Annotated in this window: 18 protein-coding genes; 7 read left to right on the top strand and 11 right to left on the bottom strand. The window is 72.8% G+C overall.

Annotation, left to right across the window (positions count from 1 at the left end):
- Positions 1-219 precede the first annotated feature (219 nt).
- On the top strand, positions 220-1,206 hold the full coding sequence (galE, locus tag AB0F71_RS00710; RefSeq protein ID WP_360226013.1) for a UDP-glucose 4-epimerase GalE: 987 nt from the start codon (positions 220-222) through the stop codon (positions 1,204-1,206).
- Positions 1,207-1,245: 39 nt separating this feature from the next.
- Here the strand turns inward: galE and AB0F71_RS00705 are convergent, their stop codons facing one another.
- The gene (locus AB0F71_RS00705) at positions 1,246-3,642 is read right to left on the bottom strand and encodes a PQQ-binding-like beta-propeller repeat protein (protein ID WP_360226010.1); all 2,397 of its coding nucleotides are present in this window, start codon (positions 3,640-3,642) and stop codon (positions 1,246-1,248) included.
- Positions 3,643-4,066: 424 nt separating this feature from the next.
- Here AB0F71_RS00705 and AB0F71_RS00700 point away from each other — a divergent pair, with 424 nt between their 5' ends.
- The gene (locus AB0F71_RS00700) at positions 4,067-4,714 is read left to right on the top strand and encodes a TetR family transcriptional regulator (RefSeq protein ID WP_360226007.1); all 648 of its coding nucleotides are present in this window, start codon (positions 4,067-4,069) and stop codon (positions 4,712-4,714) included.
- Positions 4,715-5,034: 320 nt separating this feature from the next.
- Here the strand turns inward: AB0F71_RS00700 and AB0F71_RS00695 are convergent, their stop codons facing one another.
- From AB0F71_RS00695 to AB0F71_RS00670, 6 genes are all read right to left on the bottom strand, one after another.
- Positions 5,035-5,979 (bottom strand): beta-ketoacyl-ACP synthase III, encoded by a 945-nt coding sequence (locus tag AB0F71_RS00695; RefSeq protein ID WP_360226004.1) that lies wholly within the window; start codon positions 5,977-5,979, stop codon positions 5,035-5,037.
- Positions 5,980-6,101: 122 nt separating this feature from the next.
- A complete protein-coding gene (locus tag AB0F71_RS00690; RefSeq protein ID WP_360226001.1) occupies positions 6,102-7,391 on the bottom strand; it encodes a L,D-transpeptidase family protein in 1,290 nt (429 codons plus the stop codon).
- Between the two features lie 114 nt (positions 7,392-7,505).
- Positions 7,506-8,669: an aminofutalosine synthase MqnE gene (gene mqnE / locus AB0F71_RS00685; protein WP_360225998.1), complete on the bottom strand. Its 1,164-nt coding sequence runs from the start codon at positions 8,667-8,669 to the stop codon at positions 7,506-7,508.
- Positions 8,670-8,722: 53 nt separating this feature from the next.
- Positions 8,723-9,685, bottom strand: a complete 963-nt coding sequence (locus AB0F71_RS00680; RefSeq protein WP_360225995.1) for a threonine/serine dehydratase — start codon at positions 9,683-9,685, stop codon at positions 8,723-8,725.
- Between the two features lie 4 nt (positions 9,686-9,689).
- Positions 9,690-10,148, bottom strand: a complete 459-nt coding sequence (locus tag AB0F71_RS00675; protein ID WP_030232219.1) for an Lrp/AsnC family transcriptional regulator — start codon at positions 10,146-10,148, stop codon at positions 9,690-9,692.
- A gap of 119 nt (positions 10,149-10,267) precedes the next feature.
- A complete protein-coding gene (locus tag AB0F71_RS00670; RefSeq protein WP_360225992.1) occupies positions 10,268-10,942 on the bottom strand; it encodes a UbiX family flavin prenyltransferase in 675 nt (224 codons plus the stop codon).
- 91 nt (positions 10,943-11,033) lie between these two features.
- On the opposite strand from AB0F71_RS00670, the gene AB0F71_RS00665 reads away from it, so the two are divergent.
- The 3 genes from AB0F71_RS00665 (at position 11,034) to AB0F71_RS00655 (ending at position 14,889) form a co-directional block, all read left to right on the top strand.
- Positions 11,034-11,780: a cyclase family protein gene (locus AB0F71_RS00665; protein WP_360225989.1), complete on the top strand. Its 747-nt coding sequence runs from the start codon at positions 11,034-11,036 to the stop codon at positions 11,778-11,780.
- Positions 11,781-11,844: 64 nt separating this feature from the next.
- The gene (locus tag AB0F71_RS00660; protein ID WP_360225986.1) at positions 11,845-12,561 is read left to right on the top strand and encodes an MOSC N-terminal beta barrel domain-containing protein; all 717 of its coding nucleotides are present in this window, start codon (positions 11,845-11,847) and stop codon (positions 12,559-12,561) included.
- Between the two features lie 255 nt (positions 12,562-12,816).
- Entirely contained in the window at positions 12,817-14,889 is a 2,073-nt protein-coding gene (locus tag AB0F71_RS00655; RefSeq protein ID WP_360225983.1) for an LPXTG cell wall anchor domain-containing protein, read from the top strand.
- Between the two features lie 76 nt (positions 14,890-14,965).
- Here the strand turns inward: AB0F71_RS00655 and AB0F71_RS00650 are convergent, their stop codons facing one another.
- Together AB0F71_RS00650 and AB0F71_RS00645 are read right to left on the bottom strand one after the other, a co-directional pair.
- Positions 14,966-15,334: a VOC family protein gene (locus AB0F71_RS00650; RefSeq protein WP_360225980.1), complete on the bottom strand. Its 369-nt coding sequence runs from the start codon at positions 15,332-15,334 to the stop codon at positions 14,966-14,968.
- A 20-nt stretch (positions 15,335-15,354) separates the two neighbouring features.
- Positions 15,355-16,149: a TetR/AcrR family transcriptional regulator gene (locus AB0F71_RS00645; RefSeq protein ID WP_360225977.1), complete on the bottom strand. Its 795-nt coding sequence runs from the start codon at positions 16,147-16,149 to the stop codon at positions 15,355-15,357.
- A gap of 96 nt (positions 16,150-16,245) precedes the next feature.
- Here AB0F71_RS00645 and AB0F71_RS00640 point away from each other — a divergent pair, with 96 nt between their 5' ends.
- Together AB0F71_RS00640 and AB0F71_RS00635 are read left to right on the top strand one after the other, a co-directional pair.
- Positions 16,246-17,472, top strand: coding sequence for an FAD-dependent oxidoreductase (locus AB0F71_RS00640; RefSeq protein WP_360225974.1), 1,227 nt, complete (start codon positions 16,246-16,248; stop codon positions 17,470-17,472).
- Between the two features lie 119 nt (positions 17,473-17,591).
- A complete protein-coding gene (locus AB0F71_RS00635; protein WP_360225971.1) occupies positions 17,592-18,347 on the top strand; it encodes an alpha/beta hydrolase in 756 nt (251 codons plus the stop codon).
- Positions 18,348-18,394: 47 nt separating this feature from the next.
- Here AB0F71_RS00635 and mqnP read toward each other — a convergent pair whose 3' ends face one another.
- Both mqnP and AB0F71_RS00625 read right to left on the bottom strand, forming a co-directional pair.
- Positions 18,395-19,291, bottom strand: a complete 897-nt coding sequence (mqnP, locus tag AB0F71_RS00630) for a menaquinone biosynthesis prenyltransferase MqnP (RefSeq protein WP_360225968.1) — start codon at positions 19,289-19,291, stop codon at positions 18,395-18,397.
- The gene (locus tag AB0F71_RS00625) at positions 19,288-20,745 is read right to left on the bottom strand and encodes a menaquinone biosynthesis decarboxylase (RefSeq protein ID WP_360225965.1); all 1,458 of its coding nucleotides are present in this window, start codon (positions 20,743-20,745) and stop codon (positions 19,288-19,290) included. The genes mqnP and AB0F71_RS00625 overlap by 4 nt, the downstream gene beginning before the upstream one ends.
- Positions 20,746-20,769 lie beyond the last annotated feature (24 nt).

Below are 20,769 nucleotides of genomic sequence, written 5' to 3'. Positions count from 1 at the left end.
GCCGGTGCGCCGCCTTGGGGCCGGTCGGCCGGGGGCCGGCCGGGAGCGGTCGGTTGTGTTCCTTCTTTCGGCTCACCTGGCTGCCTCCGATTCGTCACCGCGCGAGGGCGCGGGGCATGAGAGCACGGAAATCTTTGTCAGCATTTCACCGATTTGTCCGTTTTGACGTCCCGACTCGCCCGACGACGGGGGTTTGAAGACGGGCCCTAGGATTGCCGCATGACTTGGTTGATCACCGGCGGTGCCGGATACATCGGCGGACACGTCGTCCGCCAGCTGCTCGACGCCGGTGAGCGCGTCGCCGTCCTGGACGACCTGAGCACCGGCGACGCCTCCCGGGTGCCGGCCGGCGTCCCGCTGATCGAGGGCTCCACCCTGGACCGCGCCGTCCTGGACGCCGCGATCCGCGAGCACGGCATCGAGGGCATCCTGCACTTCGCCGCCAAGAAGCAGGTCGGCGAGTCGGTCGAGCAGCCGTTCCTGTACTACCGGGAGAACATGATCGGCCTCCAGACGGTCCTGGAGGCCGCGGCCGAGGGCGGCGTCAAGCGCTTCCTGTTCTCCTCCTCCGCTGCCGTCTACGGCATGCCGGACGTCGACCTGGTCACCGAGTCCACCCCGTGCGCCCCGATGAGCCCGTACGGCGAGACCAAGCTGGCCGGCGAGTGGCTGGTCGCCGCGGCGGGCAAGGCTTACGGGATGTCCACCGTGGCCCTGCGCTACTTCAACGTGGCCGGCGCCGCCTCGCCCGAGCTCTCCGACACCGGGGTGTTCAACCTGATCCCGATGGTCTTCGAGCGGCTGACCGCCGGCCAGGCCCCGCGGGTCTTCGGCGACGACTACGCGACCCCGGACGGCAGCTGCGTCCGCGACTACATCCACGTCTCCGACATCGCCTCGGCCCACGTGGCGGCCGCCAAGCGGCTGGCCGCCGACCCGGCCGGCGAGACCGCGCTGGTGCTCAACATCGGCCGCGGCGAGGGCGTCAGCGTCAAGGAGATGATCGAGGTCATCGGCAAGGTGACCGGCTACGACACCACCGCCGAGGTGACCCCGCGCCGCCCCGGCGACCCGGCCCGGGTGGTGGCCGCCGCCGACCTGATCCACCGCGAGCTGGGCTGGAGCGCCGGCCACGACGTCGAGGACATGGTCTCCTCCGCATGGGAGGGCTGGTGCAGCCGCCACCCCGGGGCCCGCAAGGCCTGACCCTCGGGTAGCAGCACCGTACGGCGGTGTCCGCCCCGCTCAGCGGGCGGGCACCGCCGTGCCGTAGTAGGCGTCCAGCGCGTACACGCAGCGGTCCTTGGAACCGACGAAGACCCGCCCGCCGACCGCCACCGGGGAGCCGGTGAGCTCGCCCTTGGTGCCGAGCTCCCAGCGCAGCTGACCGGTCGCCAGGTCCAGGGTGTGCAGCGAGTGGTCCCGGCTGCCCAGGTGCACCAGGCCGTCGGCCACCGCCGGGGAGCCGACGATCTCGCCGCGCGTGGTGTAGCGCCAGCGCTCCCGGCCGGTCGCCGCCTCGAAGGCGTACAGCACCTCGCCGCTGCCGACCAGCACCATGCCGTCCCCGACCACCACCGGCTCGGCGCCCTGGCGGCTCCCGGTGACCCCGCGCCAGCGGTCCCGGCCGGTGGCCGCGTCCAGCGCGTAGACGGTGCCCAGGTAGTCGGCCACGTAGACCGCGTCGCCGTCCAGCGTCGGCGGGGTGAACAGCACCACCGGGGCGTCGAAGCGCCAGCGCTCGGTGCCGCTGGCCGCGTCCAGCGCGTACACCCGGGTGCCCGCCGTCACGTACAGCACGCCGCCGCGCTCGACCGGGTGCGCGGGCACGTCCTCGCCGACCTGGAACGACCAGCGCAGACCGGCCCCGCGCGGATCCACGCAGCGCAGCCGTCCGGCGCCGAAGTAGTAGGCGGCGCCGCCCACCAGGACCGGACCGGACTGCGGGTTCTCGTAGTCCTGCTGGGCGTCGTCGGCGCGCCACAGCTCGGCGCCGGTGGCGGCCGCGCGCAGCTGGACGCCGCCGCCGCGCACGCCGCAGCAGAGCACGCCGTCGGCGGCGGAGAGCGAGTAGACCCAGCCGTCCAGCGAGGTGCGCCAGCGCTCGGTGCCGTCCGCGACGTCCACGGTGTACAGGTGCGGGCCGTCCGCGGCGTGCACCCGGCCGGCGTCCACCGCGAGCGCCCAGGCGACGTCCCGGGTCTTGTAGCGGCGCTCGCCGGAGGCGATGTCCAGCGCGTGCACCTCGAAGCTGGAGACGAAGAGCGTGCCGTCGGCGACCACCGGGGTGCCCCAGACGTCGTTGGACATCCGGAACCGCCAGGGGCGCCAGCGGGCCGCCGCGGCGGGCGGCGGGGTCGGAGCGGGCGGCGGGGTCGGCGCCGTCCGGCGGACCCAGTCGGTGGTGGCCGGGGCGGTGCTCGGACCGGGCTGCTCGTGCTCGGCCCGCGGCCCCGGGCCTATCCGCACCGAGGCGCCGGACAGCTGCACCTCGACGGCCATGCCGCCGGTGGGCGCGCGGTGCTTGTTCTTGGAGGGGATCTTCGCGGTCGGGATCCCGTCGTCCTGGCCGGGGCGCGGCCCGGCGTGCACCGGCCCGGTCGGCGGGGCGTGCCCGGCCCCGGGGTAGGTGCGCGGGTCGTCCGGGCCGGGGTGCTGCGGCGGCACGGGCGACTGCTGCGGCAGGCCCTGGGCGTGCGGCGGCCGCGGCGGCTCGGCCGGACCGGCGTACGAGCGGGGCTGGGCGCTCGGGCGGCGGCCGCGCTTGCGCTCGATCAGCTCCAGCGCGTGGGGCGGCAGCCAGTCGCCGACCTCGCCGGCGGCGTCGTCCCGGGAGAACAGGTGCGGGGCCAGCTCGGCCTGGATCTGCGCGGGGGTGGGCCGGCGCTCGGGCGCCTGCTGCATGCAGGCCCGGACCAGGTCCATCAGCTCGGGCGCCATCCCGGTGAGGTCCGGCTCCTCGCGCAGCAGCTGGAACACCGTCTCGACCGGGTTGGAGCCGCGGAACGGGGGGTGCCCGGTGGCGCAGAAGACCATCAGCGAGCCGAGCGAGAAGACGTCGCTGGCGCCCCGGACGGTACGGCTGTCCCGGGCCTGCTCCGGGGACATGTAGGCGGGGGTGCCGACCGCGACGTTGGTCATGGTCAGCCGGGTGCTGGAGACCCCGGCCGCGATGCCGAAGTCGATCACCTTCGGGCCGTCCTCGACCACCAGCACGTTGGAGGGCTTGAGGTCGCGGTGGATCAGTCCGGCCGCGTGGATGGACTGCAGCGCCTCGGCGATGCCCGCGACCAGCCAGCGGGTGGCGTCGACCGGCAGCGGCCCGCACTCCTCGACCAGGTCCTCCAGGGAGGGCGCCGGGATGTACGCGGTGGCCAGCCAGGGCACCCGGGCGTCCGCGTCGGCGTCCACCACGGCCGCGGTGTAGAAGCCGCCGACCGTCTTGGCCGCCGCGATCTCCCGGGCGAAGCGGACCCGGAACAGCTCGTCCTCGGCCAGCTCCCCCCGGACGGTCTTGATGGCCACCCGGCGCCCTGAGGCGGAGCGCGCCAGGTAGACCAGCCCCATCCCACCCGCGCCGAGCCGCCCCAGCACCTCGAAGGGCCCGATCCTCCTCGGATCGTGCGCCGTCAGCTGGTCCACTCCGCAGCCACCTCCCCGTCGTCCGCACCCGCCGCGTGGTGCCGGACCCGATTCTCCAATGCCGCCCGGCGCAACTCCAACCTCCCCCACCGGGAGACGGCCGCCGCCCCGGACCGTCGGTCCGCTGGTCAGCGGTGACGGAACGGCCGGATCCTGACGCCCGTTCCGGCACCGGCTTGCGCCCCGGAGTCCGGACCGTCCACCGTCCGACCCCCAGTACCGGTCACGCTCTGTCACCCGACCACCCCTCAGCGGACTCGCCGTCACGCTATGGGGTCAAAAGCACACGGGGGGGCTTCAAGAGCGCCTTCGGAGCCCGGTGAATATCCGTCCGAAGTGGTTCAGGCCGCTATAGCGCCCCCCGTGCGGAGTAATAGTCGCATCACCGAATCGCGCCAAGATCTTGCCACGGTAAGCTGACGGCATGACAGGACAAGTTCGCACCGTCGACGGTCGCGTCGCCGGGCGACGCGGACAGGAGACGCGGCAGAAGCTGCTCGACTGCCTCCGCGAGATGCTCAGCACGTCGCCCTATCGGGACGTCAAGGTCATCGACGTCGCCCGTATGGCGGGTACCTCCCCCGCGACCTTCTACCAGTACTTCCCGGATGTCGAGGGCGCAGTCCTCGAAATCGCCGAGGAAATGGCCAAGGACTCCGACACCCTCAAAGAGCTGGTGGCCGGAAAGTCCTGGGCAGGGAAGTCCGGACCGACCACTTCGGAAGAACTGGTCGACGGATTCCTCGCCTTCTGGCGCAAGAACGACGCCATTCTCCGAGTGGTCACGCTCGGTGCCGCGGAAGGGGACAAGCGGTTCTTCAAGATCCGCATGACCGTCCTCAACTCGGTCGCCAAGCCGCTCGCGGAAGCCGTCAAGGAACTCCAGGCGAAGGGTCAGGCCGACAAGACGCTCGACCCGAACGCCGTCGCCGGGGCCCTGGTCTCGCTGCTCGCCTCGGCGGCCGAGCACCAGAAGGCCTTCACCTCCTGGGGCGTCAAGGTCAAGGACCTCAAGCCCAACCTCGCTCCCCTGGTGTACCTGGGCGTCACCGGCAAGAAGGCGCCCAAGTAGGACCGTCCTCCGACCCACCATCCGCTCCGCGCGCAGCCCCGGCCTCCTGTCCGGGGAACGACGGACGGCGGCCGTGTCCTCGGGGGAGGTCCGCCGACGTACCGCACGCGCGCCAGACATGCCGGTGGGCGGGCACCCCTCACACAGGGTGCCCGCCCACCGGCATTGCTGCTGTTACTCGCCCGCTCGCCTGCTACCCGCCCGCCTTGAGCCGAAGGGGCGCGCCGGTGCCGAAAGGGAGAAGCGAGGGAGCGACGAAGGAGCGAGGGAGCGCCGACCGTCGGCACCGGGTCAGAGCGCCCCGGAGGCGAGCGGGCGAATCAAGGGCAGCGGACGACCTGGCCGGCGTAGGCGAGGCCGCCGCCGAAGCCGAAGAGCAGGACCGGGTCGCCCGGGGAGAGCTCGCCGCGCTCGACCAGCTTGGAGAAGGCGAGCGGGATCGAGGCGGCCGAGGTGTTGCCGGAGTCGACCACGTCCCGGGCCACCACCGCGTCGGCGAGGCCCAGCTTGGCGGCGATCGCGTCGATGATCCGCAGGTTGGCCTGGTGCGGGACGAAGCCCTTGAGCTCCGACGGGTCGATCCCGGCCCGCTCGCAGGCCTGCCGGGCCAGCGGGGCGAGCTGGGTGGTGGCCCAGCGGAACACCGACTGGCCCTGCTGGCTGATCACCGGGTCCCACCCGGTGATCACCACGGCGTCGCCCCGTTCCGGCTCGGAGCCCCAGACCACCGGTCCGATGCCCGGCTCGGCGCCCTCCTCCTGGGCCTCGACCACCGCGGCGCCCGCACCGTCGCCGAAGATCACGCAGGTGGAGCGGTCGGTCCAGTCGAGCGTGTCGGACATCCGTTCGGCGCCGATCACCAGCGCGCGCCGCGCCGCACCGGCCCGGATCGCGTGGTCGGCGGTGGCCAGCGCGTAGGAGAAGCCGGAGCAGACCGTGTTGATGTCGTACGCGGCGGGCGCGCGGACGCCCAGCCGGGCAGCCACCGCGGCGGCGGTGTTGGGGCTGCGCTCGATCGCGGTGCAGGTGGCGACCACGACCAGGTCGATCTCCGCCGCCGTCCGGCCACTGTTGGCCAGCGCCTTCTGCGCGGCCTCGGTGGCGAGGTCGACCAGGGTCTCGCCCTCGGCGATGTGCCGGGTGCGGATCCCCACCCGGGTACGGATCCACTCGTCGTCGGTGTCGACGAATGCCGCCAGATCGTCGTTGGAGAGCACCTTGGGAGGCTGGTAGTGCCCGAGTGCCACAATGCGCGAACCGCTCATGCTGCCATGGAACCGGGTTACCCGCTGGTCAGCCGGGCACGACCGGCTACAGGATCCACACCGGGGAACTGTAGGGGGTCCACAAGACCCTTGGGGCGCCTGGGCCCGGGTGTACGCCGAGGTCAGGCGGCCAGCGAAGTGGCGTCGCCCATCACGATGACCGGGTGGGCGGCCGGGTCCAGGGTGCGGATCAGCTGGGCCATCTTGTCCTCGGGTATCGACACGCAGCCGTGGGTCGGGCCGTCGTGGTCGACGTGCAGCCAGATGCCGCCGCCCTTCTTGCTGCCCATCGGACGGCGCATGTCGAGCGGGGAGCTGCCGGCGACCCGGTTGTAGTTGATCGCGACCACGTAGTCGAAGGAGCCGGCCAGCTGGTCGCCGAAGAAGCCCGTCCCGGAGACCACGAAGCTCGCGTCCTTGTCGTACGGGAGCTTGCTGCCGGGGTTGTCCTTCTTGCCGCCGGCGTCGGTGAGGTCGAAGACGCCGATCGGGCTGCGCAGGTCGCCCTCGTTGTGGTCGGTGGTCCAGCCGTTCTTGCCGTTGTGGCCCTGCCAGGTCTCACCGGCCAGCCAGCGGCCCTCGGGGGTGCGGGTCCACAGGGTGACGCTGTTCTTGTCGGTGTCCTTGCCCTGGCCGGTGGCGACCACGACCTGGGTGGTCGCGGCGGGGATCTTCGCGGTGAAGGCGGCCCCGAGGCCGGGTATCGCGGCCAGCGAGCCGTCCGGGCGGGTCTCGCTGCGGCCGGCGGCCGCGGGGGCGGCCTGCCGGTCGGCGGCGGCCTGGACGGCCGCGGGGGCGGGCGTGACGGGCTGGTCGGGCTTGCTGACGCCCTCCGGTCCGGGGCCGTCGGCGGCCGCGGCGACGGACTTGGCGCCGTCCTGGCCGACGGTGTACCAGCCGGCGGCGGCCGCGACCAGCAGCGCGGTGCCGGCCATCACGGCCTTGCCGTGGCGTTTCTGCTTCGCCTTGCGCCGTCGGCCCCGGGCGGCGGCCCGGCCACCGGGCGCGGGGGCCGCGGCGACGATGGGCGTGACGGAGGCGAGGGGCGCGAGGGGCGCGACCGGTTCGGGCTGCTGCTCGTACACCGGCTCCTCGTACACCGGCTCCTGATACGCCGGCTCCTCGTACGCCGGCTGCTCGTACAGCGGCTCCTGGTGGGCCGGCTCCGGCTCGACGACGTACGGCTGGAAGGGCTGGAAGGGCTCGAACGGCTGCTCGTACGCCCCGGAGTACCCGTCGGCCGGCTGGTGGTACTCGCCGTAGTACTCCTGCGGAGCGGGCTGCGGGACGGCCTGCGGGTACGGCTCGTACGCCTGGTACGGCGCCCCGTGCGACTGCTGCGGCACCCCGTACCCCGGCTCCGGCATCGGCTCGTACGGCGGGTACTCGGTGGCGCGATGGGAACCGGACATGCCGTCGATCCTGCCAAACGCCGTACCCGTTGGTAAACCCGGGTCGCGTGCGGGAGCGGTGAAGACGCCGCCGCCCGGGCCGCGGGTGCGGTCCGGGCGGCGGAAGTGCGCAGGTCAGAGGCGCATCGCCTGCGGGGTCTCGCGACGCGTCAGGTCGGGGCCGTCGTACTCGCGGATGACCTCGTAGCGGGTGTTGCGCTCCACCGGGCGGAAGCCGGCGTCCCGGATCAGGCCGAGCAGGTCCTCGCGGCCGAGCTTGTTCGGGGTGCCAAAGTTGTCCGCGTCGTGGGTGATCTTGTACTCGACCACCGAGCCGTCCATGTCGTCCGCGCCGTGGCTGAGCGCCAGCTGGGCGGTGGTGACGCCGTGCATCACCCAGAAGACCTTGACGTGCGGGACGTTGTCGAAGAGCAGCCGGGAGACCGCGAAGGTCTTCAACGCCTCGGCGCCGGTGGCCATCTCGGTACGGGCCATCAGCTTGTTGCGCACGACGCCGTCCTTGGAGTCGTGGAAGTCGTGCTGGTAGCGCAGCGGGATGAAGACCTGGAAGCCGCCGGTCTCGTCCTGGAGCTCGCGCAGCCGCAGCACGTGGTCGACCCGGTGGCGGGGCTCCTCGATGTGGCCGTACAGCATGGTGGCCGGGGTCTTGAGGCCCTTGCCGTGCGCCAGGCGGTGGATCCGCGACCAGTCCTCCCAGTGGGTGTCGTGGTCGACGATGTGCTGGCGGACCTCCCAGTCGAAGATCTCCGCGCCGCCGCCGGTCAGCGACTCCAGACCGGCGTCGATCAGCTCGTCCAGGATCTCGTCGGCGGGCAGGCCGCTGATCTTCTCGAACCAGTGGATCTCGGTGGCGGTGAAGGCCTTCAACGAGACGTTCGGCAGCGCCGCCTTGAGCTCCCGCAGCGAGCGCGGGTAGTAGCGCCACGGCAGGGTGGGGTGCAGGCCGTTGACGATGTGCAGCTCGGTGAGGGACTCGCTCTCCATCGCCTTGGCGAGGCGGACGGCCTCCTCGATGCGCATCGTGTAGGCGTCCTTCTCGCCCGGCTTGCGCTGGAACGAGCAGTACGCGCAGGACGCGCTGCAGACGTTCGTCATGTTGAGGTGGCGGTTGACGTTGAAGTGGACGACGTCGCCGTTCTTCCGCGTCCGCACGTGGTGGGCCAGCCCGCCCAGCCAGGCCAGGTCGTCGCTCTCGTAGAGCGCGATCCCGTCCTCGCGGGTCAGCCGCTCACCCGCGTAGACCTTCGCCTCCAGCTCGCGCTTGAGCCCTGCGTCCATGCGGTGCCCCGCCTCCTCAGACATTCGATTCCTTACCGGAGACGAGGTTACGCCTAGGCCGCGAGCAGCTCGGCGAGCAGGCCCGGGTCGATGTTGCCGCCGCTGACCACGGCGGCCACCGTCCGGCCGCCGGTCTCGGCGGCGCGGTGGAAGTACGCAGCCGGGGCGACCGCGCCGGAGGGCTCGGCGACCAGCCGGCCGCGGCGGGCCAGCAGGGCGACGGTGGCGCGGATCTCGTCCTCGGTGACGGTGACGATGTCGTCGACGTAGGCCGTGAGGTGCTCGTACGGCAGCACGCCCACCGAGGGGGTGCGCAGCCCGTCCGCGACCGTCCGGTAGGTGTCGGCGACCGGCCACTCCACCCGGCGCCCGGAGCGCAGGCTCTCCCGGGCGTCGGCGGCCAGCTCCGGCTCCACCCCGATCACCCGGACGCCCGGGCGGGTGAGCTTGAGCGCGGCGGCCGTCCCGCTGATCAGGCCGCCGCCGCTCACCGGCACCAGCACGGTGTCCAGCCCGGCCGGGGCGTCCTCGGCGATCTCCAGGCCCACCGTGCCCTGGCCGGCGATGATGAACGGGTCGTCGTACGGCGGCACCCAGACGAAGCCGTGCCGCTCGGCCAGCTCGCCGGGCAGGGCGTCCCGCTCCCCCGGTGGGACGAGGATCACCTCGGCGCCGAACGCGCGGGTGGCCTCGACCTTCACGGCGGGCGAGGTGTCCGGCATCACGATCACGGCCTTGAGGCCGAGCAGCTGCGCCGCGTAGGCCACCGCCTGCGCGTGGTTGCCGCTGGACTGGGCGACCACCCCGCGGGCGCGCTCCTCCGGGGTGAGCGCGGCCAGCCGGTTGTAGGCGCCGCGGGTCTTGAAGGCCCCGGTCGGCTGGAGGTTCTCGGGCTTGAGCCAGAGCCGCCGCCCGTCCTCGGACGCCCAGGGGGCGGGGACCAGCGGGGTGCGCACCGCGACCCCGGCGATCCGCTCCCGAGCGGCGTGCAGCTCCTCCAGACCGACCAGTGCCATGCCGTCACTCTCCTTCGGGGGGGAGCTCGCTCACCCGGTTCTCCCACTTCGTGGAGAGTACGACGGTGGTGCGGGTGCGGGCCACGCCCTTCGTGCCCGAGATCCGCTTGACCACCGACTCCAGGCCGGCCACATCGGCCACCCGGACCTTGAGCATGTAGGAGTCGTCACCCGCGATGAACCAGCAGTCCTCGACCTCGTTGAGGTCCTTGAGCCGGAACGCGACGTCCTCGTGGTCGGCTGCGTCGGTCAGTTGGAGACCGATCAGGGCCGTGACGCCGAAGCCGAGCGAGGCCGGGTTGACCGTCGCCCGGTAGCCGGTGATCACACCGGCCTGCTCCAGGCGGTTGATGCGGTCCGTGACGCTCGGGCCGGAGAGGCCGACCAGTCGGCCCAGCTCGGCGTAGGACGCACGGCCGTTCTCCCGGAGCGCCTGGATGAGCTGTCTGTCCACCGTGTCCATATACCGTCCGCGTCCTTCCGAACCTCACCAGACCCACAGATCATTATCCGGATTCAAAGGCGCCGTGCGCTGAACGACCCGGATATCGCAGAGAAGATACTCTCCCGCCCTCGCTCTCCTTACTCCCCCTCAGGTCGAGCGGCGTCCCCGTCGCCCGGCTTGCGGGCGGCCGCGCCCAACTCGCCCTCCCAGCGCAGGTACAGGGAGTGCGGCACGCCGACGGCGTCCAGCACCCGGCCGGCCACGAAATCCACCAGTTCGCGCACGGTGGAGCCGCCGGCGTAGAAGCCGGGCGAGGCGGGGAGCACGACGGCGCCCTGCGCGTCCAGCTCCACCAGGTGCTTCAACGTCACCCCGTTGAGTGGCGCCTCGCGCACGCAGACGACGAGCGGACGGCGCTCCTTGAGGGTGACGCTGGCCACCCGCTGGAGCAGGTCCTTGCTCAGGCCGAGCGCGATCCCGGCCACCGCGCCGGTGGTCGCCGGGACCACCAGCATCCCCTTGGCCGGGTACGAGCCGCTGGACGGGCCGGCCGCGAAGTCCCCGGCCGGCCAGTAGCGGACGTCGTCCAGGCCCTCGTCCGTCCCCAGCCACCGGGCGAGGTCGGCGCGCCAGTGGGCATCCCGGAAGGAGATCCCGGTCTCGTCCAGGATGGTGAGCCGGGCGGCCCGACTGACGATCAGGTCCACCGCCTCACCGGCGGCGAGCAGCGCCCGGATCACCGAGGCCGCGTACGGCGTCCCCGACGCTCCCGAGACCCCGACCACCCACGGCTGACGCTTCGCAGTTCCCATGGAGACAATTCTGTCCCGCCCCCACCTGCGGCTCCGCCCCGGGCACGGCGGAGCGGGCCCGCGCGGGCGCGCCCCCTGGGAGGATGGGCGCATGGCAGCGACCCTCGTCGACCTCACCCATCAGGTGACCACCGCGATGCCGGTCTACCCCGGCGACCCGGCCGTCCTGCTGGAGCCCGCGCTCACCACCGCCACGGCGGGGGTGAACGTGCTGGCCCTGCACCTCGGCTCGCAGTCCGGGACGCACGTGGACGCGCCGTACCACGTGGACGTCACCTGGCCGACCCTGGACGGGCTGCCGCTGGAGCGGTTCACCGGCCCGGCCGTGGTCGCCGACCTGCGCGGCTTGGAGCCCCGGACGGCCGTCACCCCCGACCTGCTGGCGCCCGCGCTGGCGCGCTGCGCCGAGGGCACCGTCCTGCTGCTGGCCACCGGCTGGGCCCGGCACTGGGGCACCGACGCCTACCTGGCCCACCCCAGCCTGACCGCGGCCGCCGCCGAGGCGATCGTGGCCGCCGGGGTGCGGACGGTCGGCGTGGACGCGCTGAGCGTGGACCCCACCCCCGACCCGGGGCCGGAGCACCCGGCGGTCGCCGCGCTGCTCGCCGACCTCACCGACGAGCACGACGGGCCCGACCCGGTGGAGGAGCCGACGCTGGCCGCCCACCGGGTGCTGCTGGGCGCGGACGGCGGCGGGGTGATCGCCGAGAACCTGACCGATCTGCGGGCGCTGCTGGCGGCGCAGGAGGCCGGTCGGCCGGTGGAGGTGTCGCTGTTCCCGCTGCGCCTGGTGGCCGCGGACGGGGCCCCGGTGCGGGCGGTGGCGCGGCTGGGCTGACCGGCCCGACCGGGGTCACACTTGGTCTAGACCAACTCCGATGGCGCCACTAGGCTTTCCGGCCATGGCTGAGATCATCGGAGTGATCGAGCGACTCTGGCGCTACCCCGTGAAGTCCACCGGCGGCGAGCGGCTCGACTCCGTCGACGTGGACGTGCGCGGCCTGGCCGGGGACCGCCTCTACGCCGTCCGCGACGCCTCCGGGAAGCTCGGCTCGGGCAAGAACACCCGCCGCTTCCGCCGGATGGACGGGCTGCTCCGGCTCTCCGCCCGGCTCGGCCGCCGGATCGACGGCCCCGAACTGTTCGACCCGCTCGGCCGCCGGGTCGACCACCCGACCGCCTTCCTACGCGCCTACCTCCAGCGCGAGGACGTCGAACTCGCCCGCGAGGACGCCGTCCCGCACTTCGACCGACTGCCCGTCAGCGTGCTCAGCACCGCCACCCTGGACTGGGTCCGCGAGGCCGTCCCCTTCGCGGTGGTCGACGAACGCCGGTTCCGCCCCAACATCGTGCTGCGCACCCCGCCGGGCACCCCGCCCTTCGTCGAGGACGCCTGGCTCGGCCGGCAGGCCCGCGGCGGGGGCCCGGACAGCGCCCGGCTCGCCTTCGTCTCCTCCAGCGAGCGCTGCGCGATGAGCGGTGCCCCGCAGCCCGGCCTGCCGCACGCGCCGGAGATCCTCAAGGCGATCGTGCACGCCCACGACGGCCGGCTCGACGCCCTCGCCGAGGTCGCCGCCCCCGGGCGGCTGCGGCTCGGTGACCGGCTGGTGCTGGACTGAGTCCTGGCCGCGGCGCCGGTGAAACCGCAGGTCAGAGCGGTTTCAAAGATTCTCCGAAAAAGTTCTGAACTCACCTGCAACCCCCCGGGCCCTTGCACGTCTATGTGAGTGAGCGGCGGGGGAACCCGCCCGAGCGGACCGCAGGCGACACCGGGGACACCACCCCGGACCTCAGGTCCGATCCGTACCGTGCTGATCGACCAGCAGCGGAAAGCTGCCGGTGAAACACCCTGGGGGGTATCCCGAATGTCCGTCGTGCGCGCACGCCGTTCCCGCTCCGCCGTCGTCACCGCCGCCACCCTCGGCGTGCTGCTCGCCACCGGCGCCGTGGTCTCCTCCCCGGCCGCCTACGCCGCCGACGCCCCGGCTGCCGCCACCGCCTCCGCCGAGCCGACCGCCCAGGCCGGCCAGCCGTCGCTGACGGTCAACACCCCTGAGTCGTTCGGCAACGGCGGGGAGCCGGTCGAGTTCTCCGAGACCGTCACCAACCCCGGCACCGCCGACGCCTCGTACAAGCTGTGGTTCGACGCGAGCAACCCGGAGGCCACGTCCGGGAACCAGCTCACCGTCGACTACCGCGACGCGGACGGCGCCTGGAAGCCGGTCGACCTGGCCTTCACCAACTCCGGCGGCCACTTCACCGGCGGGATCCCGACCGCTCTGACCGTCGCCGGCGGCGCCACCAAGACGGTCCAGCTGCGTCTCGGCCTCCCGATCAGCAACAACTGGGGCAGCCACGACCTGCCCATCAAGCTCGACTCCACCGTCCTCGACGCCTCCGGCCACACCGCGCTCGCCGAGAGCACCAAGACCGTGACGGCCAAGGCCCTCACGGTGCAGGTCGGGAACGCGCCGACCACCGCCGTCGCCGGCGGCGCCCCGGTCGAGTTCGACGTCACGGTGACCAACCCCAGCGCCGCGCGCTACACCGACGTCGCCAAGGTCATCGAGGCCGACCAGCGCAGCAAGCTCCAGGTGCAGAACGCGGACGGCAGCTGGGAGACCGTCACCGCGGCCCCCGACCAGTCGGGCCGGGTCCGCTACCACCTCACCGCGGACAAGACCCTCGCCCCCGGTGCCTCCTTCACCCGGCACGTCCGCCTCTCCTTCGCGGCCGACGCCCCGACCGGCACCACCTACATCCACCCGTGGGCCATGCTCGGCGAGGGCGGGGCGCTCGCGCCCGTCGTCTGCGGCCCGCAGTTCGTCGCGATCAACGTCACCTCCGGCCCGACCCTGTCGGTGCAGCCGCCGTCGTCCATCGGCAACTCCGGCAAGCCGGTCGAGTTCACCGAGACCGTCACCAACCCGGGCAGCACCGACGCCACGTACACGCTGAAGCTGAACGTCAGCAACCCGGCCGCGCGCAGCACCGGCCGCTTCGCCGTCGACTACCGCGACGCCGACGGCACCTGGAAGCCCGTCACGCTGAACTTCAGCCAGGGCGAGAAGACCTTCAACTTCAGCGGTGAGATCCCGGGCGTGTCGGTCGCCGCCGGCACCGCCAAGACCCTCCAGCTGCGCCTCTCCGCCCCGGTCAACAACGACTGGCCCAACGCGCACGGGACCGTCACGCTCCACTCCGCGATCGTGGACGGCGCGAACACGGTCGTGTCGGAGAGCACCAAGGACGTCGAGATGAAGAGCCTCGGCCTGACGGTCAAGAACGCGCCGAGCACCGCCGCGATCGGCGGCGCCCCGGTCGAGTTCGACTTCACCGTGGACAACCAGAGCGCCTCGGACTACGACAACCTCTCCCCCGTGGTGGTCGCCGACCGGAACAGCAAGCTCCAGGTGCAGCAGGCCGACGGCAGCTGGGCGGACATCACCGGCACGCCGAACGGCCAGGCCGGCGGTCCGCTGGTGTACCACCTCACCACGGACAAGAACCTCGCGGCCAAGTCCTCCTTCACCAAGCACGTGCGCCTGGCCTTCACCGCCGACGCCCCGATCGGCCGGGTCTACGTCACCCCGGCGGTCATCCTCGCCGAGCAGCCGGCCGGCAGCCAGTACGCGGACGCGTGGGCCAGCGCCCAGGGCTTCTCCCTCGACCTGACCGCCACCCCGGCCGAGTACACGGGCAAGGGCACCGACCAGGGCACCGGCACCGCCGTCAAGGCCGGTCTCACCAGCACCACCGACACCGGCAGCACGGCCGACAGCACCGGCGGCACCGGCGGCACCGCCACCACCGACACCCAGCTGACCGGCGGCTCGCTCGCCCACACCGGCTCGGACGGCATGCTGTCGGCCGCCGCGGCCGCCGCCGGCCTGCTGGCCAGCGGCATCGGCGCGATCTTCTTCTCGCGTCGCCGCCGCAACGCCTGATCCCCGCTCCGAACAGCACCCGAGCCCCGGCTCCCGGCATCGTCCGGGGCCGGGGCTCGGCCGTTCCGCGCGCCCCTCAGCCGCGGACCAGGCAGAACGGGTGGCCGGCCGGGTCGGCGTAGACCCGCCAGCCCCCGGCGTCGTGCAGCCGCACCGCACCCAGGGCGAGCACCGCGGGCTCGGCGGCGTCGAGGTCCGGCACGTCGATGTCCAGGTGGGCCTGCTGCGGGTGTTCGGCGCTGCCCCAGCGGGGCGGGCGGTGGTCGGCGACGGCCTGGAAGCAGAGCACCCTGCCGTCGTCCAGGTGCAGGGTGGACCAGGCCGTGCCGAGCGACCAGCGGCGGTCCGGGCGGTCGACCTCGCCGCCGAGCAGTCCGGCGTAGAAGCGGGCCAGCGGGCCCGGGGCCGGGCAGTCGAGCACCAGGCACTGGAGGGTGCCGATCACGGGTTCTCCTCGGGGTCGGTTCAGGGGTTCCGGTGGCCCGGCCCGGGCAGGGAGACCGCCCGGAGGTAGGCCTCGACGAACAGGTCCAGCGCCTCGTCCAGCGGCGGCAGTCCGGCGCCGAGCGCGGGCTCCAGCACCGGTCTCAGCAGGACGTGGTTGACCAGCGGGCCGAGCAGCAGCTGGACCAGCACCGGAAGCGGCAACGGGCGCAGCCGCCCCGCCTCGACGTGCGGCAGCAGCAGGCGGGAGAGGCCCTCGAACAGCCGCGGCAGGTGGGCCGCCATCATCCGGGCGGCGGGGCCGTCCGGGCGGCCGAACAGGTCGGCGAAGACCGCCGGGACGACCCTCGGCTCGCCGTCGAAGGCCGCGGCGAAGGTGCGGTGGATCGCCCGGACGGTGTCCTCCAGGCTCTCCGGCGGGTCCGCGGCCAGCGTCTCCAGGTCCGGCAGCGGGCCGTACTGGAGGAAGACGGCGGCGAACAGGCCGTCCCGCCCCTCGAAGACGGTGTGCAGGCTGGGCAGTGAGCAGCCGGCCCGGTCGGCCACGGCGTCCAGGGTCACCCCGGCGAGGCCGCGTTCGGCGACCAGTCGGCCCGCCGCCTCGATCGCCCGCTCCCGCACCGGCGGCCGTCCGCCCGGGTCGACGCCGGCCTGCCGGACGGCCTCGTCCAAGGGGGCCCGGGAGCCGCCGAGCCGGCGCAGCAGAGTGCTGCGCGACATCCCGGCCGCCGAGGCGATCGCCGTCAGCGGGACGTCCGCGACGTCCTGCCCCCGTTCCTTCGCCGCCGCCAGGGCGGCCGCCACCAGATCGTTCATGTGAGACATCGTACTACTTGACACCTGAGACGGTTCCAGAGATGCTCTATATGCAAGTTCCACCCGGGAGCGGCAAGGGATCGAAGGGGGAGAGCCATGAGCGTCGTCATCTCCGGAGGCGGACCGGCCGGAATGGTGCTGGGCCTGATGCTGGCCCGGGCGGGCGTCGAGGTGACCGTGCTGGAGAAGCACGCCGACTTCCTGCGGGACTTCCGCGGCGACACCGTCCACGCGTCCACCGTGCGCCTCATGGACGAACTGGGCCTCGGCCGGAAGTTCGCCGCCCTGCCGCAGAGCCGGCTCGGCAACCTGGTGGTACCGGTGCCCGGCGTCGGGGAGGTCGCGCTGAGCGCCTTCGACCGGCTGCCCGCGCCGTACAACTACATCGCCATGATGCCGCAGTGGGACCTGCTCAACTTCCTGGTCGAGGAGGCGAAGCGGGAACCCGCCTTCACCGTGCGGATGAACACCGAGGCCACCGGACTGCTCCGGGAGCACGGCCGGGTGGTCGGCGTCCGCTACCGCACCCGGGACGGCGAGGAGGGCGAGCTCCGCGCCGACCTCACCGTTGCCGCCGACGGCCGGCACTCCACCCTGCGCCGGGAGGCCGGCCTGGTGCCCGAGGAGTACCCGGTGCCCTTCGACGTCTGGTGGTTCCGGCTCCCCCGGCACGCCGACGAGCAGGCCGCGCCGCCCAGCCTCACCCCCGGCTTCGGCGAGCGCGAGATGGCCATCAGCCTGACCCGCGACGACTACTTCCAGATCGCCTACTTCAGGTCCAAGGGCTCCGACCCCCGGCTGCGCGCCGAGGGCATCGACCACTTCCGCGCCCGGATCGCCCGGCTCCTGCCGCAGTTCGCCGACCGGGTCGACCAGTTGGCCGGCCTGGACGAGGTCCACCTGCTCGACGTCAAGCTCAACCGGCTGGACCGCTGGTACGTCGACGGGCTGCTGCTGATCGGCGACGCCGCCCACGCGATGTCCCCGGCCGGCGGCGTCGGCATCAACCTCGCCATCCAGGACGCCGTCGCGGCCGCCACCCTGCTCGCCGAACCGCTGCGCCGCGGCCGGCCGACCGTGGCCGCACTGGCCCGGGTCCAGCGGCGCCGCTGGTGGCCGACCGTGCTCATGCAGCGCCTCCAGCGGGTCCTGCACGCCGTCATGTTCGTCCCGGTGCTCACCGGCCGGCGCGCCGGGCCGCCGACCGCCTTCGCCGCGCTCGCCCGCCGGGTGCCCGTCCTCCGGGTCGGCCTGTCCCGGCTGATCGCCATCGGGCCGCGCCCCGAACACGCCCCGGCCTTCGCCCGCCGGCCGTCCGCCTGACCGGGCGCCCAGCTACCGGCCCGACCACCGGCTCGTGCACCGGCTCGCCCACGCCCGCCCGAACAGCCCGCCCCGGACCGGCCGTTCGGGCGGGCGGTTTCCGGGGAACGACCCTCGGCATGACGATCCCTCACCGCCTGACCGGCACGGGCGCCCACCCCGTCCTCGTCCTGCACGACTGGTTCGGCACCAGCGCGGGCTGGGGCCCCTTCCTCGACTACCTCGACGGCAGGGCGTTCAGCTACGCCTTCCTCGACTACCGCGGCTACGGCGAGCGCAAGGACGTGACCGGCGCCTACACCCTGGCCGAGATCGCCGCCGACGCGCTCGCCCTCGCCGACCAACTCGGCTGGGACCGATTCTCGTTGGTCGGCCACTCGATGGGCGGCAAGGCGGCCCAGCAGGTCCTGGCCGAGGCCCCGCTACGGGTGCGCAAGCTGGTCGGCCTGTCGCCGGTGCCGGCCGGGGCGTACCCGCTGGACGAGGCGGGTGAGGCGCTGTTCTACGGCGCCGCCGAGGACCGCGAGAAGCGGTACGCGATCCTCGACCTGGTCACCGGGCAACGGGCGGGCCGGGTCTGGCTGGACCGGATGGTCGACCAGTCGCTGCGGCTGTCGACCGTCGAGGCCTTCGACGGCTACGTCCAGGACTGGACCACCGCCGACCTGGAGCACCGGATCAGCGGGAACCCCGTCCCGGTCAAGGTCATCGTCGGCGAGCACGACCTCGCGCTGACCGCCGACGTGATGCGCGGCACCTGGCTGGAGCACTACCCCAACGCCGAGTTGGAGGAGCTCGGCGGCAGCGGGCACTACCCGATGTACGAGGCGCCGGTGGCACTGGCGACCTCGATGGAGGCCTTCCTGCACAACTGAGCCGAGCGGCGGGGCCGACCCGTTCGGGAGGGCCCCGGCCGCAGGGGTCAGATGCCGAGGCCGCGGATGACCAGGTCGACCAGGGCGAAGAAGAACAGCGAGATGCCGACGAAGCTGTTCGTCTGGAAGAAGGCCCGGTTGAGCCTCGACAGGTCGTTCGGCTTCACGATGGTGTGCTCGTAGACGAAGGCGCCCGCGACGACGGCCAGGCCGATCCAGAACGCCGGGCCGGCGTGGGTGAGCACCGCGAACCAGCCCAGCAGCAGGGTGGTCAGGACGTGGCAGACCCGGGCGCCGCGGATGGCGGCCGGGACGCCGAAGCGGGCCGGCGGCGAACCGACGCCGTGCTCCCGGTCGGACTCGACGTCCTGGCAGGCGTAGATCAGGTCGAAGCCGCCGATCCAGATGCCGACCGCGACCCCGAGGACCACGGCCTCCCAGGACCAGCTGCCGGTCACCGCGAGCCAGGCGCCGACCGGACCCATCGCCTGGGCCAGGCCGAGGATCGCCTGCGGGAAGTCGGTGAACCGCTTGCCGTACGGGTAGACGACCATCGGCACCACGGCCACCGGCGCGAGGGCCAGGCAGAGCGGGTTGAGCAGGGCCGCCGCGCCGAGGAACACCACCAGGGCGACCGCCGAGCCGACGTACGCGGTCCTCAACGAGACGGCGCCGGTGACCAGTTCGCGCCCGGCGGTGCGCGGGTTCCGGGCGTCGATCTCGCGGTCGATGATCCGGTTGGCGGCCATCGCGAAGGTGCGCAGGCCGACCATGCAGACGGTGACGATGAACAGTTCGCCCCAGTGCACCCGCTTGTCCGCCAGGAACATGGCGGTCAGCGCGGCGATGTAGGCGAAGGGCAGGGCGAAGACCGAGTGCTCGATCATCACCAGGCGCAGGAAGGCCCGCGTGCGCCCCGGGGTCTCGACGGCGGCCGTGCTCACAGTCCGTACTCCTTCCAGCGACGGGTCACCAGTGCGGCCGTGGCCGGGTCCGAGGAGACCATCTCCGGCCAGCCGCCGTCCCGGGTGTAGCCCTCCTCGGGGAGCTTGCGGGTCGCGTCGATGCCCGCCTTGCCGCCCCAGAACTGCTGGTAGGAGGCGTGGTCGAGGTGGTCGACCGGGCCCTCGACCACGGTGAGGTCGCGGCTGTAGTCGACGTTCCCGAAGGCCCGCCAGGCGACTTCCTGGTAGTCGTGGACGTCGCAGTCGGAGTCCACCACGATGATCAGCTTGGTGAGCGACATCATGTGGGCGCCCCAGATCGCGTGCATCGTCTTCTGGGCGTGCTTGGGGTACTTCTTGTCGATCGAGACGATCACGCAGTTGTGGAAGCCGCCGGCCTCGGGCAGGTCGTAGTCGACGATGTCCGGGATGATGATCTTGAGCAGCGGCAGGAAGAACCGCTCGGTGAACTTGCCCAGCGGGCCGTCCTCGGTCGGCGGGCGGCCGACCACGATCGACTGCAGGATCGGCCGGCGGCGCATGGTCACGCAGTCGATCGTCAGCGCCGGGAACGGCTCCTGCGGGGTGTAGAAGCCGGTGTGGTCGCCGAACGGGCCCTCGGGGAGCATCTCGCCGGGCTCCAGCCAGCCCTCCAGGACCACCTCGGCGTCGGCCGGGACCTGCAGCGGGACGGTCTTGCAGTCGACCATCCGGACCCGCTCGCCCGCGACGAAGCCGGCGAACAGGTACTCGTCGATGTCGCCGGGCAGCGGCGCGGTGGCCGCGTAGGTGACGGCCGGCGGGCAGCCGAAGGCGATCGCGACCGGGAGGCGCTCGCCGCGCTTGGCCGCGACGGCGTAGTGGTTGCGGCTGTCCTTGTGGATCTGCCAGTGCATCCCGATGGTGCGGCGGTCGTGCCGCTGGAGCCGGTAGAGGCCGAGGTTGCGGACGCCGGTGTCCGGGTCCTTGGTGTGGGTCAGGCCCAGGTTGAAGAAGGAGCCGCCGTCCAGCGGCCAGGTGAACAGCGCGGGCAGCTCGTCCAGGTTGACGTCGTCGCCGGTGAGCACGACCTCCTGGACCGGGGCGTCGCCGGCCTTCACGTGCCGCGGCGGGACGTGCGCCATCGAGGCGAGCTTGCCGAAGGCGTCCCGGAACCCGGTGAAGCCCTGCGGCAGTTCCGGCTTGAGCAGGCCGGCGATCTTCTCGGCGATGTCCTCCGGGCCCTTGAGGCCGAGCGACTTGGCGAGGCGCCGCTCGGTGCCGAAGACGTTCATCGCGAGCGGCATCGACGAGCCCTTGACGTTCTCGAACAACAGCGCCGGGCCCTTGGCCTTCTGCACGCGATCGACGATCTCGCCGATCTCCAGGTGGGGGTCCACCTCCGCCTTGATGCGCTTGAGGTCGCCCTCGCGGTCGAGGGCCCGGAGAAACGAGCGGAGATCGTCGTATGCCATGCCTGTCAGTATCCGCCACCCGAT

Origin of the sequence: Kitasatospora sp. NPDC028055, from assembly GCF_040637885.1 — a bacterium.
In the GTDB taxonomy this organism is placed as follows: Bacteria; Actinomycetota; Actinomycetes; order Streptomycetales; family Streptomycetaceae; genus Kitasatospora.
The sequence above is the reverse complement of the archived record's forward strand: the minus strand, read 5'-3'. Positions and strand labels throughout refer to the sequence as shown.